The sequence below is a fragment of the Kitasatospora purpeofusca genome, assembly GCF_034043715.1.
Lineage (GTDB): Bacteria > Actinomycetota > Actinomycetes > Streptomycetales > Streptomycetaceae > Kitasatospora > Kitasatospora purpeofusca_A.
This window is the reverse complement of the sequence record NZ_JAXCLC010000062.1, coordinates 13483-29922: the sequence shown is the minus strand read 5'-3', so window position 1 is coordinate 29922 and position 16440 is coordinate 13483. Positions and strand designations below refer to the sequence as shown.

At 69.2% G+C, this 16440-nt stretch carries 16 protein-coding genes; 14 read left to right on the top strand and 2 right to left on the bottom strand.

Going from position 1 to position 16440, the window contains the following annotated elements:
* The first annotated feature begins 346 nt into the window (after nucleotides 1-346).
* Together SM793_RS27330 and SM793_RS27325 are read left to right on the top strand one after the other, a co-directional pair.
* Nucleotides 347-1828, top strand: coding sequence for an RNA-directed DNA polymerase (locus tag SM793_RS27330; RefSeq protein WP_320440949.1), 1482 nt, complete (start codon nucleotides 347-349; stop codon nucleotides 1826-1828).
* Between the two features lie 7 nt (nucleotides 1829-1835).
* Entirely contained in the window at nucleotides 1836-2627 is a 792-nt protein-coding gene (locus SM793_RS27325) for a hypothetical protein (protein WP_320440948.1), read from the top strand.
* Nucleotides 2628-3050: 423 nt separating this feature from the next.
* On the opposite strand, the gene SM793_RS27320 is transcribed toward SM793_RS27325, so the two are convergent.
* Nucleotides 3051-3818, bottom strand: a complete 768-nt coding sequence (locus SM793_RS27320; protein ID WP_320440947.1) for a GntR family transcriptional regulator — start codon at nucleotides 3816-3818, stop codon at nucleotides 3051-3053.
* 250 nt (nucleotides 3819-4068) lie between these two features.
* Between SM793_RS27320 and SM793_RS27315 the strand changes: the two genes are divergently transcribed.
* The 6 genes from SM793_RS27315 (at nucleotide 4069) to SM793_RS27290 (ending at nucleotide 7860) form a co-directional block, all read left to right on the top strand.
* Complete coding sequence (locus SM793_RS27315) at nucleotides 4069-4425, top strand: hypothetical protein (protein WP_320440946.1); 357 nt, start codon at nucleotides 4069-4071, stop codon at nucleotides 4423-4425.
* On the top strand, nucleotides 4425-4631 hold the full coding sequence (locus SM793_RS27310; protein WP_320440945.1) for a hypothetical protein: 207 nt from the start codon (nucleotides 4425-4427) through the stop codon (nucleotides 4629-4631). The genes SM793_RS27315 and SM793_RS27310 overlap by 1 nt, the downstream gene beginning before the upstream one ends.
* Nucleotides 4628-5935, top strand: a complete 1308-nt coding sequence (locus SM793_RS27305; protein ID WP_320440944.1) for an FtsK/SpoIIIE domain-containing protein — start codon at nucleotides 4628-4630, stop codon at nucleotides 5933-5935. Before SM793_RS27310 ends, SM793_RS27305 begins: the two co-directional genes overlap by 4 nt.
* Nucleotides 5935-6126, top strand: a complete 192-nt coding sequence (locus SM793_RS27300) for a hypothetical protein (protein WP_320440943.1) — start codon at nucleotides 5935-5937, stop codon at nucleotides 6124-6126. Before SM793_RS27305 ends, SM793_RS27300 begins: the two co-directional genes overlap by 1 nt.
* Before the next feature lie 157 nt (nucleotides 6127-6283).
* On the top strand, nucleotides 6284-7720 hold the full coding sequence (locus tag SM793_RS27295; protein ID WP_320440942.1) for a replication initiator: 1437 nt from the start codon (nucleotides 6284-6286) through the stop codon (nucleotides 7718-7720).
* A gap of 8 nt (nucleotides 7721-7728) precedes the next feature.
* Nucleotides 7729-7860: a hypothetical protein gene (locus tag SM793_RS27290; protein ID WP_320440941.1), complete on the top strand. Its 132-nt coding sequence runs from the start codon at nucleotides 7729-7731 to the stop codon at nucleotides 7858-7860.
* A 56-nt stretch (nucleotides 7861-7916) separates the two neighbouring features.
* Here the strand turns inward: SM793_RS27290 and SM793_RS27285 are convergent, their stop codons facing one another.
* Nucleotides 7917-9530 carry a recombinase family protein gene (locus tag SM793_RS27285; RefSeq protein ID WP_320440940.1) on the bottom strand — a complete coding sequence of 538 codons (1614 nt, stop codon included), beginning with the start codon at nucleotides 9528-9530 and terminating at the stop codon, nucleotides 7917-7919.
* A gap of 236 nt (nucleotides 9531-9766) precedes the next feature.
* Between SM793_RS27285 and SM793_RS27280 the strand changes: the two genes are divergently transcribed.
* From SM793_RS27280 to rpmA, 6 genes are all read left to right on the top strand, one after another.
* Nucleotides 9767-10027: a type II toxin-antitoxin system VapB family antitoxin gene (locus tag SM793_RS27280; RefSeq protein WP_320440939.1), complete on the top strand. Its 261-nt coding sequence runs from the start codon at nucleotides 9767-9769 to the stop codon at nucleotides 10025-10027.
* Nucleotides 10003-10431, top strand: a complete 429-nt coding sequence (locus SM793_RS27275; protein ID WP_320440938.1) for a PIN domain nuclease — start codon at nucleotides 10003-10005, stop codon at nucleotides 10429-10431. The genes SM793_RS27280 and SM793_RS27275 overlap by 25 nt, the downstream gene beginning before the upstream one ends.
* A 177-nt stretch (nucleotides 10432-10608) precedes the next feature.
* Nucleotides 10609-11409 (top strand): TIGR03936 family radical SAM-associated protein, encoded by an 801-nt coding sequence (locus SM793_RS27270; RefSeq protein ID WP_320440937.1) that lies wholly within the window; start codon nucleotides 10609-10611, stop codon nucleotides 11407-11409.
* 397 nt (nucleotides 11410-11806) lie between these two features.
* A complete protein-coding gene (locus SM793_RS27265; RefSeq protein WP_320440936.1) occupies nucleotides 11807-15562 on the top strand; it encodes an Rne/Rng family ribonuclease in 3756 nt (1251 codons plus the stop codon).
* A 235-nt stretch (nucleotides 15563-15797) separates the two neighbouring features.
* Nucleotides 15798-16115, top strand: coding sequence for a 50S ribosomal protein L21 (gene rplU / locus SM793_RS27260; RefSeq protein WP_320440935.1), 318 nt, complete (start codon nucleotides 15798-15800; stop codon nucleotides 16113-16115).
* Nucleotides 16116-16130: 15 nt separating this feature from the next.
* The gene (gene rpmA, locus SM793_RS27255; protein ID WP_030397425.1) at nucleotides 16131-16388 is read left to right on the top strand and encodes a 50S ribosomal protein L27; all 258 of its coding nucleotides are present in this window, start codon (nucleotides 16131-16133) and stop codon (nucleotides 16386-16388) included.
* Nucleotides 16389-16440: the final 52 nt, after the last annotated feature.

Below are 16440 nucleotides of genomic sequence, written 5' to 3'. Positions count from 1 at the left end.
CGACTGCGGCATGGCGATCAGCTATCGACGACCTGCGGGTACACCGGCACAGGTCTCAAGCGGATCGGACAGGCGGTGTGACTAGTTCCGCCAGACACGCCTTGGGCGGCCTGACCGCACCCATCCGCTCGCCGGTCGTGCCCAACCCCCGCCGTCGGGAGTACGGCCGCCGAGGCCGCAGCGACGCCCACTCGCTGGCCATCAGTTCTCGGGGGTGGCGCCACCAGAGCCCAAGCGACATCCTGCATCCACACGGGTGTATCCCATCAGAGCCCCAGTTGGATAACGTTGGCAGCCACTGTCAGCCCAGAGCGAGACGCGGATGCCGGGGATTGGGGGCCGACGCATGGCATATAGGCGCCCGGTATACGCATACCTGGATTTGGCATGGCGGAGGCTCTACGGAGGCCATGGGCAGTCCGAAATACCAGACATCATCAACCTCGACGACATATTCTCGTCTTGGTATGACTTTCGCCGCCTCGTCATCTCGGGCCTTGAGAGTGGATTCGTAGGTCCGGACTATGTCGAGATCATCGATCTCCCGAAGAATTTTGTCGCCGTTCGCCCCATCGCCCGTCTTTCTGTTCAAGATCGGCTCGTCTATGATGCTCTCGTCTTCTCCATCGCTCACCTGATTGAGAATCAACTCCACCCGAGCGTCTTTAGTGCCAGGTGGGGAAATCAAGGGAAAGAATTTTGGAGCCCTGTCAATTCGTGGGTAGCCATGCAGAAGCACGGCGCGCAGATGATGGGAAAGTCACCCTTCCAGCTCGCGCGAACTGACGTCGTGTCCTTCTATGAGCACATTGACATCAGCACGCTGGAGATCGACCTGCAGTCGATCGGGGCAAGCCCGTGGATAACGGAACGACTAGTTCGATACTTGACGATGTTCCAGTCATCCAGCCATGCATGGGGAATTCCGCAGGGGCCGGACGCATCGGGAATTCTTGCCAATATCTATCTACTTCCAATCGACGAATACGTCCACCGGGCGGGAATGCACTATCTCCGTTACTCGGACGACATGATGGTTTTCGACACAGAAAGCGAGTCTCTGAGAAACGTAATACTGGAGATCAACTCAATCCTCCGCTCTCGCAGACTCACGATGTCTTCTACCAAGACCGCAATTTACGACCACAGTGACGCATTTAGCCAGCTTGAAGACCTGGAAAAGGATGCGGTGAACTACGGCCTCGACGTCGGCGAAGAGGGTGCCGGGGAGAGACTTTTCAAGATCTTCACGGAAGCGGTCACGGGGACACCAAAGGATCGCGACATCAAGTTCTCCCTTTTTCGAATGGGGAATCTAGGCGACGATCGTGCTCTCCCGTGGGTCATGGGGAACCTGAAGGGGAACCATCACCTTGCCAGCCAACTTCTGAGATACCTGGAAAAATTTCCAGCGCAGATCAAAGGAATCGAGAGCACGTTTCATTCAATCCTTCAAGAGGTATCTGGGAATCGATACGATCACCTTGAACAGCGCATATTTCAGGCTGCAACTCGGCAGCAGATTCGCTCGGCGAACCTCCGAGACGTGGCATGGGGCGTACTGGAGGATAAAAACAAGACAAGCCTCCCACGAGAGTTTGCGGCTCGCTATATCGGGCGGGTAAGCTCCGTCGCCGATGGCCAGCTCCTCCGGCGGAGATTTGAGGATGAGCCCGACGCAAATGTGCGACGCGCATTGCTCGTAGCCATGTATGAGTCTCGCTCATTCTCTCGAAGACTCCTCCAGAGCCTCGCGACATCCAGTTCCCAGCTGTCGTGGGTGAGCCGCTACCTACTCAAGGATCCACTGGTTCCGTTGCCTCGCTAGGAGACATATGGTCCGCCTCGTCACTTACCTGCTTCTTGCGATCACAACCGGAGCAGCCAGCTTCTTCATTGGGAATTCGACCGTGGTCAGCATGACCACCGGATTTGCAATCGGGATGCTTATCCCCGCCATGGACGAGATCGGCAAAAACTGGAATCATCTTCGACACATTTGGTATTCACTGCGGTATCGCAACCAATCAATCCGAGTGTCAACCTCCTACTTGTTTCGGATTTTTATCGATGGGAAATACCTTCTAATTCGCGGCAAGCGATACCCCACTCAATTTCAGCCAGTGGGTGGTGTGCACAAGGTCTCGCATCAGGGAAGCTCATCGCTCGCCGCAATGGGTGTCACGGGTGACGACCTGATTCCCATCGACCCTGAGAGTGACGGCGACATCAGAGTCAGGGTCCCCGGGCGCAATATAGTTTCCTTCTTCAACTGGTTCGACTCTCGCGAAGGTCGTGAAGACTCGCCATGGAGAGAGTTCCAAGAAGAGCTCATTGCCAGCAATGTTTTGCCTGCGGCGGATTTCCCGCACATCATGCATAACTACATCCGCCGTGATGTGGATAAGATCCGATACAGTGCCTATGCCGATTCACTTGAGGTGCTAGTTGCTGATATCTACGAGCTCATCCCAAATCGCGCGCAGGAAGATGCACTGCGCCAGCTGATGTCTCAAGGTCATCCCGATATTCAGTGGGTAGCGGCGCAGCAAATTCGTAGGCGCGGTGCGGTTCCAGGGCAGCCGCAATCCGTGGAAATTGCTGCTCATGCGCAGCGAGTCTTGTAACCCCACCGGGGCGCCCGCTGTCGCTATATACCGCTTGATCGTGGCGGCCGCTCTGGAGATCGATTGTGATTCGTTGCTGGCGCGGCACGCGGGCGGTGGAGCGGTTTTGGCCGGTGTCCTGTCTGGTCTGGGGTCGAGCATGATCGGGGGGCCGTAAGCTGCTGCGGCTCGGTCAGGGCTTTTGGGCCTGACCGCAGTTTGGCCGAGTGGCCCCCCGGTCTTGCTCGACGCGGGTCCCGGGCCTGAGAGGTGGGTAAAACCGCGGAGCCGCCCGGCATCAGCCGTCGCGCGGCAGCCGGCGGGGCGGGGGCGCTTCTCTGTGGGCGGGCCAGGCGCCCGGCCCGGAACGGCCGCAAGGCCGCATGCCCGGCCGGGGCGGCTGGGGCCGCCCCCTTGAGTAAGTAGAGAAGGTTTGCGACAGGGTCAGCGGGCGGCCTTGGCGGGCTGGGCCTCGATGGCGTAGGTGAGGGCGGCGGTTTCGGCGCCGAGGCGGGTCTCTTCGAGGATGAGGGGGCGGCCGGTGGCCTGGTCGTAGGTGGTGCGGTGGGTGACCAGGAGGACGGCGGCTTCGGAGAGCTTCAGGGCCTCGCGCTCGTCGGGCTGGGGGATGCGGGCGGTGACCCTTTCGCGCCAGGCGATGTCGTGGCCGGCGGCGGCGAGTGTTGCGTACGCCTCGGCCGGGGTCGCGGCGGGCTGCTGGGCGAGAGGGGTGGCCTCGATGCGTTCCATGGGGAGCAGCAGGCGGTGAAGGGCGCGACCGCCGCCGGTGGGGTCGGTCAGCAGGCGGTCGCAGCCGAGCATGAGTTCGTCCTGGTCCATCTCCAGCAGTGGTGCGGTGATCGCGTCGGTGCGGGTCCGGTAGGCGGTGGGCTCCTCGGCGTGGCCGAACCAGGCGTCGGTGGGCGTCGAGTAGGTGTTGCCCTGGGTGGTGACCGTCCGGTTCAGGGTGCCGGTCGGGCCGTGGACGGTGGGGCGGACGAAGGTGCCGCGGCCTTGCTTCACGTCCAGCTGGCCCTCGCTGCGGAGCGCGGCGACGGCGAGCCTGACGGTCGGTCGGGAGACTCCGTACTTCTCGGCGAGGTCGGTCTCCGTGGGCAACTGCGTGCCGGGTGGCCACTCCCCGGCGGCGATGGACTGTCGCATCGCCGCCGCTACCTGCTTGTGCAGTGCCTCGTTGCGGATGATCGCCATGGTGTTGACCCCTTGTGCGGGCGCCGGGGGTAGGGGCCCGCCTCGTGTCGCGTCGATTTCGAGAGTTCGGCTGTGGTCATTTGCCCAGCTCGGGTCGCATGTCTAGGTCTGTCGTCAGTCAGTAGCCGTTAAACGTAAGCATGAATCGCTTGCGTCAGGGCGTCAAGGAAGGGCGTCATCTCGACATTAAAGGTAAGTACGTTTGACGACTTACGTCATGCGGCCTTTGATGTCGGAGGAGTGTGCGCTCATGCAGTCCATTCCCGTTGATGGAACCCGGCTCGGCACGATGACCTGCATCGTTGCCCCCGAGGTGCGGATCGCGAACCGCGAGACCGGGGAGGTGCGGAAGGACCGGGAGGGGCAGACCGTCTACACGGTCGGGGTCGCGGTCCGGCAGGACGGCCGGCGGGCCTCGATCGTCGAGATCAGCGTGTCCGGTGAACCGGTCGGTGTGACCGAAGGCGTGCGGGTGCAGGTCACCGGGCTGACCGCCTTCTCGTGGGCGATGGGGGACCGGCACGGCCTGTCCTTCCGTGCGGCCGACGCCATCACCCCCGTCCCCGCGTCGGCTCCGGTGGCCTCCCGGAAGGGCGGCGACGCCTGATGAGCGGTGCGACGCGGGTGAAGCTGCGCGGTCTGCTGCGCGAACTCGGGGATCTGGCCGAAGAGGTCGACCCGTTCGGCCAGGACGACGACGGTGCCCTGCTCTTCGACCACATCGCCGTCCTCGCCACCAAGGCCATCGGCCAGGCGCGCGACCTGGAGACCGAGGCCCACAACACGGTCGTGGAGAACAGGGGACGGCGGTGATCGTGCTCCAGCTCCTCTGGGTGACGCTGCTGGCGGTGGTGCTGATCCTGCTCAGCGCGGCTCCGGGCATGCGGCGCAACCACCCCTACGTGTGGTGGCGCCTGCTCGGCTATCCGGTCGCGGTCGTGCGGATCCGGGTGACGTGGCGTCGCCTGACCACGAACCTCGGCCTCGCGGTGGCCAAGCGCGCGGGGCGGGCGCTGATCGGGGACATGGTCGTTCGCGGCGACCCGCTGCGGCCGGTCCCGCCCCGCCTGGGCATCCCGAAGTTGAAGCGGGGCGGTCTCGACGTCGCGGTGCGGCTCCACCCGGGACAGGTGCCGGAGCACTTCGTCTCCGCCGTGGAAGCCCTCACGCACACCTGGCGGGTCCACGCGGTCCGGGTCGTGTCGGACGAGCGCGGGTTCGTGACCCTGTCCGCGCTCGCCTGGGACCCGCTCCGCGCACCCGTCGTGCCGTACCAGCTGAAGCAGCGTGTGCTGCGGGCGGTGGTCGGCCTGTTGGAGGACGGCCGGGCCTGGGTGGTCGACTTCCGGCGGGCACCGCACTGGCTGATCGTCGGCGCGACCCGTTCCGGCAAGTCCACCCTGATCGCCTCGCTGGTGAAGGAACTCGCCCCGCAGCGAGTCGCCCTCTTCGGCATCGACCTCAAGGGCGGCATGGAACTGTCGCTCTTCGAGGACCGGCTGTCGGCGCTGGCGTCCACCCGGGCGGAGGCTTCGCGGCTCCTGGCTGAGCTGGTGGCCGAGACCGAGGCCCGGATGCGGTTGTGCCGCTCGGTCGGGGCGCGCTCGGTCTGGGATCTGCCGGCCAAGCTCCGCAAGATGCCCGTCGTCCTGATCGTGGACGAGGTCGCGGAGCTGGACCTGGTCGCGACCAGGGACGACAAGGCGGAGGTCGGGGAGATCTCCACCAACCTGCTCCGGCTCGCCCAGCTCGGCGCGGCCCTCGGGGTCCACCTGGTCATCGCCGGACAGCGGGTCGGTTCGGACCTCGGCCCCGGCGTCACCGCCCTGCGCGCCCAGCTGGCCGGACGCGTCTGCCACCGGGTGAGCGATCCGGGGACGGCGGAGATGGCGCTCGGCGACCTCAGCAAGGACGCCCTCGAAGCCGCGCAGCGGATCACCCTCGCCGAACAGGGCGTCGCCATCACCGCCGACACCGACGGCCGATGGACCAGGGCCCGCTCCATCCACGTCACTCCCGACCAGGCCCGCCGCGCGGCCAGGAAGTACGCCCGGCTCGCGCCGACCTGGCCGGGCCTCCAGCGGGCGGACGAGCCGAGCGAAGGGGTCCACGTCTGATGGACATGACCGCCGTGCTGATCGCCTTCCTCGTCGTCGTCACCTACCTCCTGGTCCGTTCCGGCGAGCTGCGCCTCTGGCACGTCCTGCTCGTCGGCGTCCTCGGCATCCACCTCGACCGCGTCGGCTGGGCCGACCCCGTCGTCCGCGCCGTCACCTGGATCGTCCAGGGTCTCGCCCACACCGCCTGAAAGGCGTGATCACCGTGCCAGCCCACCCAACCTTCACCGGCGGCCCTGCCCTCGACCGCCGGACCGGCTCCATCCACCACCACGCCAGCCCCGGCCGGACCGTCGCAGCACTGGCCCGGCCGGGGCCCGGCGAACCCTGGCCCTGGAGACACCCGCCATGACCCGCAGCAACCCGTACAACGACCCCACCGCACGCCGCGCCTTCCTCGACCGGGAGGCGCGGCTGCGCCAACTGTCCGACGTAGAAAGGGACTTCGTCCGGCTCGGTGAGCTGCCCGATCTGAACCGCTGGTTGGAGCAGCTCCGCGCCACCGGCGGCTGCGCGGAACCGGTACACCTCATGGGGCACAGCACAACCCTCGACGCCGGGACCGGAGAGGTGCTGCGGCACTACTCGACCGAGGCCGACCCCGGTGGCCGGCTCTCGGTCCGCTGCCGGAACCGTCGGGCCTCGCGATGCGCCACCTGCTCACGCGAGCACAGCGGCGACACCTTCCACCTGGTCCGCTCCGGCCTCATCGGGGGCAAGGGCGTCCCCGACACGGTTCGGTCGCACCCACGGCTGTTCGTCACCCTGACCGCCCCGTCGTTCGGCCCGGTCCACCGCGCGGGGGAGTGCCACCGGGCCCGGCGCCGATGCTGCGAACACCGTGGTCGGCACGGCTGCGGTCGGCTCCACCCGAACACGGACCCGCTCGTCGGACAGCCGCTCTGTGCCGACTGCTACGACTACCCCAGGCATGTCCTGTGGAACGCCATGGCCCCCGCGCTCTGGAAGGCCTTCCGCGACAACCTCTACCACCACCTCGCCACCCGGGCGGGCGTCGGCCGGTCGGAGGTGCGCGCCCTGGTGCGGGTCTCCGCCGCGAAGGTCGCCGAGTACCAGAAGCGCGGTTCCGTCCACTTCCACGCGGTCGTCCGACTCGACGGCCCGGACGGTCCCGCTGCTCCGCCTCCTTCCTGGGCGACGGGGCCTCTCCTCCTGGAGACCGTCCGCTCGGCGGCTGCCGCCGTCGCGCTCCCGTATCCCGATACGGCGGCGCACAGCGGGGGACGGCTCCGCTTCGGCACCCAGCTCGACGCCCACCCCCTGGTAAAGGGGGACGGCGGGCGACTCACGGACGAGGCCGTGGCCGCCTACGTGGCCAAGTACACGAGCAAGGGCGTGGAAGCCGCCGGAGCGGTCGACCGCCGAATGGAGTCCCTGGCCGAGATCCGGGCCCTGTCCGTCACCCCACACGTCCGGGCCCTCATCGCCACCGCCTGGCGCCTCGGCGGCCTGCCCGAACTGCAACACCTCCGCCTACGGGCCTGGGCCCACATGCTCGGCTACCGGGGCCACTGCCTCACCAAGACGAGGGTCTTCTCCATTACATACGGGCAGCTCCGGGCCGCCCGCGCCGAGCACGCCCGCGGCCTGTACGCCGACTGGGGCAGCGCGACCGTGGTCGAGAGCGCATGGCGCTTCGCCGGAACCGGGCACACCCCGGCCGAAGCGCTCATCGCTGCCGGCATCGCCGAAGACCTCGCCACAACCCGGGAGGTCGCGCACGAAGACGCGGAAGGTTCAGGCCGGTCCGATGGGACATGGTGACCGGCGCGGTGCCCGTACCGCGAGGCTCCGTCGAGCGGGCCGGGACTCCGGGGCAGACGAAGGTACCGGTCATCAGGAGCGAGATCGTCATCGTCGACGACGACGGGAACGAGGAGCCGTACGACCCTGCCAAGCACTGACGACGCCAGCCCCCGGCCTCGACGACCGGGGGCAGCCGCATGACCAGCCGCTCGTGTCAGAGCTTGCTGGCGAAGTGGTCCTCCTTGACGATCAGCCGGTCCCGGTAGTCCTTGGGGATCATGAGGCGCAGCTTGATGGCGGGAGCCCGTTGACCCTTGACCTTGATTCGGGTGACCTCGCACCGGACGCCCACTCTCAGGAGGTCTGCGGCCATGGCCTCGGTTCCGCCTTCCTCCCACTGCTGCCGGAACGTCTTCCCGTTGGCCACGTTCACCCACCGGTCCTCGGTGCTCTCGGGGTCGATCTCTCCGAGTTCGGTGATCAGCCTGTCCAGCGTCTCCTCCGCCTGCTCACGCGTGAACCGGGTCTTGGAGTACCGGCCGCCGGGCTCCAGCTCCTTCATGTAGTAGGCGATGGACTCCTGGAGCTGCGCCACCTGGGCGCGTGCCTCCGCACCCCGCGCGTACTCGCGCACCTGCACGGGCTCGTCCCCGAGGACCGACAGCACGTCGACGACGAGCTTGGCGTTGATCGCGTCGGGGTTGGTGGCGCCCAAGCCCCCACCCTTGCAGCCCTGGCACCGCAGGTACTCGTACATCCGGTCCTTGACGCGGTTCCGCTGTTCGAGCATGTTCGTCTTGCAGTCGACGCAGATGAAGACCCCGAGGAACTTCGTGGCGCCACCGGGCCGACGCTGCGGCTGGCTCTTGCTGCGCTTGTCGAGATCCGCCTGGAGCTCGTTGAACTCCTCCTCGACGAAGACGGCCTCCGCGACCCGGATGGGCTTCCCGGCCTTGTCCAGGAGGAGCTTGGACCGGCGGGCACCGCCCTTCTTCTCCTCCTCGACCCGGTAGCCCATCAGGGCAGGGTTGCGGAGCTGGCGCAGGAGGGTCGTGGCCGTGAGGCCGTCGCTGACGAGGCCCGCGCGCTTCAGTAGCTTGACCATGCGGGTGGCGGAGATGCCTCGACGGGCCATGCGTCGGCACCAGTGCAGGGCCTTCTGCGCGTCGGGGTCGACAACGAGGACCACACTGCCGTTCTCGTCCTCGGCCGTGGTGTACCCGAAGGCAGGCTTGCCGACCAGCCAGGAGGACTGGGTCTTGGCGTAGTCCCAGAGGCTCGCGACCCGGGTGCTCGTGTTGGTGGCCTCGATCTCCGCGATCCCGCCGATGAGCGTGACCAGGATCTTGCCGACGACGGTGGTCAGGTCGATCGAGTCGTTCTTGGAGATCAGGTTCTTCCCGTACTTCAGCGCCCAGTCGATCATGGTGTTCAGGTCGGACAGCCGGCGGATGAACCGGTCGAGCTTCCAGAACAGGAGCACGTCGAACTCCGGAGCCCGGTTGTTCAGCCAGTCGCCCAGCTGCTTGCGCTTCCACGGCGGCACCTTCGTAGCGGACACGTTGAGGTCGCTGGCGACGCCGACCACGCGGCAGCCCCGGTTCAGGGCCTCGCGACGGAGGTCGAGCTCCTGGCGGACGGGAGAGGTGGTGTCCTCCGTCAGCACGGACAGCCGGACCGAGATCAGGGCCCGGGGCGCGTCCGTCGGAAGGGCGGCCTCGGCTCTCTTCAGCTCCCCGAGCAGGAGCAGATCAGCGGTGGTCCACTCGGCCTCGACCGTGTACGCCCTCTGCTGCGCCGCACGTGCCGTACGGGTGCGCTTCGCCATGACGGTGACCCCTTCGACGGTTTTGGAACCGCCTCCATTTAGCCCCAGATGGACACCAGCATCCAGATCGGCCCCACGGGCAAGAAGATGCTCCCGCTCACGGTGGTGAACAAGTAGTTCTTTCGCCTCGAAGCCCCCTCGGATATCTCCGAGGGGGCTTCGATCACTTCTAAAGGCTTGCGGCTCGGGTGGTGTCTATGGGAGGATATGTGTATACGTGAAGGGTGGTGTGTCATATGTCTAAGACGGTCATCGATATCGATGACGAGGCTCTGGCTCTGGCTGCCGAGGTGCTCGGAACGACCACCAAGAAGGACACGGTGAACGCGGCCCTGATCGAGATAGGGGCGCGGCGCCGCAGGGAGCTCGCACTGAAGGAACTCGTGCGGCTGGCTGGGGACGGCGCGTTCGACCGGACGCTGGAGCCGGACTTCAAGGACGAGGCGTGGCGGGGAAAGCAGGGTGGGGCCGAATGGGAGAGCAGGAAGATTTCCTGATCGATTCGTCTGCTGCGGCGCGACTGGTGACGCGGCCTGCGGCACTGGCGCTGTGGAGCGAGGCGCTGACCGGCGGGCGGGTCGGCATGTGCTCGGCGGTCGAGGCGGAGCTGCTCTACTCCGCCCGTTCGGCTGCTGAGATGCGGGCAATGTCGGTACAGCTCGACCGCCTGTACACCTGGTGGGTCACGCCGGACGATGTATGGCGCCGTGTCAGGGAACTCCGGTTCGCGCTGGCTGAGTCGGGAGCCCACCGCTCCGCAGGTGTGGTGGACCTGCTCCTGGCCGCAACCGCGCTGCACCACGGGCTGACCGTGCTGCACTACGACCGGGACTTCGAGACCGTCGCCAAGCACACCGGGCTGAAGACCCGGTGGCTGGCGGAGCCGGGATCGCTCGACTGAGGGCGGGGTCCAAGTGGGCAGGTGCGGAGCGAGGGGTGGGTGGGGGCGCGTACCCTTTGAGGTGCAAGAGTCCGGACAGTGGCGGGAAACCGCCGCCGCCGCGGACGCGGACCACTGACGAAGGACTGAGCGACCCTGGCACGCCGTACGCCCGATGGTCCGCCGCCCGCGCCGACGGTGCAGCGGATCCGTCTCCGCTACACCAAGCGCGGCCGGCTCCGCTTCACCAGCCACCGCGACTTCCAGCGCGCCTTCGAGCGGGCCCTGCGCCGCTCAGTGGTGCCGATGGCCTACTCGGCCGGCTTCACCCCGCACCCCAAGGTCTCCTACGCCAATGCCGCGCCGACCGGTGTGGCCAGTGAGGCGGAGTACCTCGAGATCGGCCTCGCGGCCCACCGGGACCCGGAGGAGCTGCGCGTCCAACTGGACGAGTCGCTGCCCGAGGGGCTGGACGTGATCGACGCGGTCGAGGTGCGGACGCCCAACTTCGTGGAGCGCCTGGAGGCCTCCGAGTGGCAGGTGCGGCTCGACGGCGTCGAGCCGCAGGAGGCGGCCCGCGCGGTCGCCCTGTTCCTCGCCGAGGAGCGGGTCGAGGTCGAACGCCTCACCAAGAACGGTCTGCGGGTCTTCGACGCGCGCGGGGCGGTGGCGGCTCTCGAGCTCCTCCCGCCGCAGGTCGACGGCGGTGCGGACGCGGAGGGCGAAGAGACCCGCGATGTTCGGACCGGGCATCCCTGTGCGATACTGCGCCTGGTAGTACGACACGCCACACCCGCCGTACGACCCGACGACGTGTTGTCCGGTCTCCGTGTGACGGCCGACCTGGCGCCGCCGGTCCCCGCAGAGGTGACCAGGCTGGCGCAGGGGCCGCTCGACGAGGGGACCGGCACGGTGACCGACCCGTTGGCGCTCGACCGCGCCGCGGCCCAGGCCGGCCCTCTGGCGGCCGGCGAGCCGCGCGCAACCGCGTCCGCCTAGCGGGCGGAGGCCGGATCCAGTTCCCCACTGGGCCCGCTGGTCCTCCAGGCCCCCGCTGCTCCCCAGGGGAGCGAGCGTCGTCGAAGCACAGGCCGGCCTCTTGCGGCCCGCCGACCCCGATGGTCGGTGGGCCCGAGGACCCCGTCCGGGAGCCACCCGGGGTTGGGGGACGGCGCAGCTTTGGGAAAACCTCAGAAGACTGGTCAGACCAGAAGACTTTCGACACCCCGCCGAGGGCGGGGCGCCGAGCGAGACTACGAGCCCCTGTGCGGCCTCGCGTCCGCGCGGCGGCACCGTGAGAGGGTCCGGGCCGAGCATCCTCGTGATGCCGGCCGGCCACCGGTGTCGTGCCGTGCGCGGATGAAGAGCCCGGGGGCCTGACGGGAGATCCACCCGCATGCTCGATAACACCGATCCGCAGCAGTCTGCGGCAACGGAACCGAACGACACCGCCGCGGCCGGCGGCGACAGCGCGTCCGCCGCGCCGCCGCGTCGGCGCCGTCGCGCCGTGTCCCGCCCGGCGGGAGCGCCGCAGGGCGCTGCCGCCGAGGCCGCCGAGACGGTCGTCCCGGCCGAGGCCGAGGGCACCCGTCCGGTCGAGGCGCCGGTCGCCGAGGACACCGCCGCCGAGTCGGCGGAGAAGCCGGTCCGGGCCCGCCGCACCCGTAAGCGGGCCGAGGCGCCCGCCGGAGCGCCCGAAGCCTCCGCGATCGTGGTCACCGCGCCGGAGGCCGAGCCGGCCCCGGCCCCGGCCGCCGCCGCGAAGGCGGAGAAGGCTCCGAGGGCCGAGAAGGCCGACAAGGCCGCGACGGAGCCGGCGGAGAAGCCCGTGCGGGCCCGTCGGACCCGGAAGAAGGCCGAGCCCGAGGCCGCCCCCGTGGCCGAGGCGCCCGCCCCCGTGGTCGAGGCGCCCGCCGCCGCGGCGGAGCCGGTGGCCGTGGAGGCCCCCGCCGTCGTGGAGGAGCCGGCCGCCCCGGCTCGCCGCCCCCGCCGTCGCCGGGTGGTCGAGGAGGCCGCCCCCGTGGTGGTCGAGGAGCCGGTGGCCGAGGAGCCCGCCGAGGAGCCCGCCGAGGAGCCGGTGGCCGAGGAGGCCCCGGTCGAGGAGCCGGTCGCCCCGGCGCCGGTCGTCGAGGCCGCCGAGCCGCCGCAGCGGGTGCGCCGTCGCGCGGTCCGCCCGTCCACCGCGATCTTCCAGGCCCCGGTCTTCCAGGAGCCCGCCCCCTTCGTCGCCCCGGCCACTCCGGCCACTCCTGCCACTCCGCCGGCGGCCCAGGCGGCACCGGCGGCTCCGGCCGCCCAGGCCCCCGCCGCCGCGCGGCCGGCCGCCGTCGAGGCGGAGTCCGCCGCAGCCGCGCCGCGCCGCGAGGAGGAGGAGTTCGAGTACAGCGGTGTCGGCCGCCGTCGCCGCACCTCGGTGCGGGTGCAGACCCCGGGCCGGGGAAGGCGCGCCGCCGCCGTGGAGCGGCAGGTTGAGCCCCCCGCCGCGAAGGCCCCCGCCGCGAAGGCGCCCGCCGTCAAGGCCCCGGCCGCCGTCAAGGCCCCCGTCGTGGTCGAGGCGCCCGCCGCCGTGGAGGCCCCGACCGTCGCCGCCCCCGCCACCGGCCCGGAGGCCGAGGACGAGTGGGAGGACGGCCGCCCGTCGCGCCGTCGCCGCCGGGGCGGTCGCCGCCGCCGTCGCGGTGAGGCCGAGGAGGGCGAGGTCGAGGCCCCCGAGGCCGAGCAGTCCGCCGTCGAGGAGCCGGCCGTCGTGGTCGTCGACGACGAGGACGACGAGGACGACGACGACCTGGCCGCCGGCCTGTCCTCCTCGCGCCGTCGCCGCCGCCGTCGCCGCCGCAGCGGTGAGGCCGGCGCCGTGGAGGTCGCCGAGACCACCGAGGACGGCGTCCGCACCGTGGTGAAGGTGCGCGAGCCGCGCCGCCGCTCCACCGAGCCGTCGTTCGACCCGGACGAGGTGCAGTCCATCAAGGGCTCCACCCGCCTGGAGGCCAAGAAGCAGCGCCGCCGCGAGGGCCGCGAGCTGGGCCGCCGCCGGGTGCCGATCATCACCGAGGCCGAGTTCCTGGCCCGCCGCGAGTCGGTCGAGCGCGTCATGGTGGTGCGTCAGAACGGCCAGCGCACCCAGATCGGCGTCCTCGAGGACGGCGTGCTCGTCGAGCACTACGTCAACAAGGAGCAGGCCACCTCGTACGTCGGCAACGTCTACCTGGGCAAGGTCCAGAACGTGCTGCCGTCGATGGAGGCCGCGTTCGTCGACATCGGCAAGGGCCGCAACGCGGTCCTGTACGCCGGTGAGGTCAACTTCGGCGCGCTGGGCGGCCACGGCGGCCCGCGCCGGATCGAGTCGGTGCTCAAGTCCGGCCAGTCCGTGCTGGTCCAGGTCTCCAAGGACCCGATCGGCCACAAGGGCGCCCGTCTGACCAGCCAGATCTCGCTGCCCGGCCGCTACCTGGTCTACGTGCCCGAGGGCTCGATGACCGGCATCTCCCGCAAGCTGCCGGAGAACGAGCGCGCCCGTCTGAAGCAGATCCTCAAGAAGATCGTCCCGGACGACGCGGGCGTCATCGTGCGCACCGCCGCCGAGGGCGCCTCCGAGGACGAGCTGACCCGCGACGTCCAGCGCCTCCAGCAGCAGTGGGAGGACATCCGGAAGAAGGCCGCCTCCGGCAACGCCCCGGCGCTGCTCTACGGCGAGCCGGACATGACCGTCCGGGTCGTCCGCGACATCTTCAACGAGGACTTCACCAAGGTCATCGTCTCCGGCAACGAGGCGTGGAGCACGATCCACGACTACGTCTCCAACGTGGCCCCGGACCTCGGCGGGCGGCTCCAGCGCTGGACCTCCGAGGTGGACGTCTTCGCCACCTACCGGATCGACGAGCAGCTGATGAAGGCGCTGGACCGCAAGGTCTGGCTGCCCAGCGGCGGCTCGCTGGTGATCGACCGCACCGAGGCGATGATCGTCGTCGACGTCAACACCGGGAAGTTCGTCGGCCAGGGCGGCAACCTGGAGGAGACGGTCACCCGGAACAACATCGAGGCGGCCGAGGAGATCGTGCGCCAGCTGCGGCTGCGCGACCTCGGCGGCATCATCGTGATCGACTTCATCGACATGGTCCTGGAGTCCAACCGCGACCTGGTGCTGCGCCGTCTGCTGGAGTGCCTGGGCCGGGACCGGACCAAGCACCAGGTGGCGGAGGTCACCTCGCTGGGCCTGGTCCAGATGACCCGCAAGCGGGTCGGCCAGGGCCTGCTGGAGTCCTTCTCCGAGCCCTGCGTGCACTGCAACGGCCGCGGCGTGATCGTCCACATGGAGCAGCCGAGCGCCCACTCCCACGCCCACACCGGTGGCGGCACGGCCGTCGTCGAGGCGGGTGCGGGCAGCGGCAAGCGCCGGCGCCGGGGCAAGGGCGGCGCCGGGGCCGAGGAGTCGCAGGCCGTCGAGGCGGCCGAGGCCGTTTCGGTCGAGGAGGCCTTCGAGGTCGCCGAGGACTTCGAGTTCGTCGAGTCCGCGCCGGTCCGCGAGGAGATCGAGGGCCAGCTGGCGATCGAGGTGCCGGGCGAGGCCGAGGCAGTGGCCGAGCCGGTCGCCGCCGCGCCGGTCGTCGTCGAGGTCACGGTGGAGGCTCCGGCCGCCGCCCCCACCGGACGGCCCCGCCGTCGGGCGGTCCGCAAGGCGACGGCTCCGGCCGGTGCGCCGGGCGGGGCGGAGATCGTGGTGCTGCAGGCCAAGGCCGAGGCGGCCCTGCAGTCGGCCCTGGCGGCCGTCTCCCCGGCGGCGCAGGCCCCGGTCGAGGAGGTCACGGCCGAGAAGCCGCAGGCCGAGCCGGCCGCGGTCGAGGAGGCTCCGGTCGAGGCAGTGACCGAGGCAGTGACCGCAGTGGCCGAGCCGACCGCCGTCGAGGCCCCGGAGGCCGCCGAGGCCGCTGCCGGGACCGAGACCGGTCCGGACGCGACCGAGGAGCCCGCCGAGGAGGCGCCGGCTCCGAAGAAGCGGGCGCCCCGCAAGGCCGCGGCCAAGAAGACCACCGCCGCCGTCAAGAAGACGGCGACGGCGGCGAAGAAGACCACCGCCCGCAAGACCGCCACCAAGCGGACGAGCGCGGCGGCCAAGAAGGCGGCGGCCGCCGAGGGTGATACGGCGGCCGAGTAGTGCCCGGTCCCGGGCGGACACCCTCCGCCCGGGACCCGTACGGGCCGGTTTGCTCCAGCGGCGACCGGCCCGTATTCTTGACCACTGGCGTGTCTACGCCTTGCTCCCGAGCACATCACCTCCCGGTCCTCGCAAGAGGACGACTCCCCGCGAGGGGGGACGGGGGAGGCCCCTGTGTCCGTACCCAGGTGGCTGGCATCGAGAGTTCCGACCGAGTTGGGAAAGTAGGTACCGCATGTACGCGATCGTTCGCGCAGGCGGCCGCCAGCACAAGGTTGCCGTCGGCGACGTGCTGGAGATCGACCGTATCGAGGCCAAGCCGGGTGACTCGGTGGAGCTCTCCACCATTCTGGTGGTCGACGGCGAGGCCGTCACCTCCGACCCGTGGGTGCTGGCCGGCGTGAAGGCTCACGCCGAGGTGGTCGACCAGACCAAGGGTGACAAGATCATCATCCTGCGCTACAAGAACAAGACGGGCTACCGTCGCCGTCAGGGTCACCGCCAGAAGCACACCGCGGTGCGCATCACCAGCATCGACTCGGTCAGCAAGTAAAGGGGATAGCGAAAAATGGCACACAAGAAGGGCGCAAGCTCTACTCGTAACGGCCGTGACTCGAACGCCCAGCGCCTCGGCGTGAAGCGCTTCGGCGGCCAGGTCGTCTCCGCCGGCGAGATCATCGTCCGCCAGCGCGGCACCCACTTCCACCCGGGTGCCGGTGTCGGCCGCGGTGGCGACGACACCCTGTTCGCGCTGACCGCCGGTGCTGTGCAGTTCGGCACCCGCCGCGGCCGCAAGGTCGTCAACATCGTGGCCGTCGAGGCCTGAGTCACACCAGACTCACAGTGAAGGGTGGGCCGGAATGTTCCGGCCCACCCTT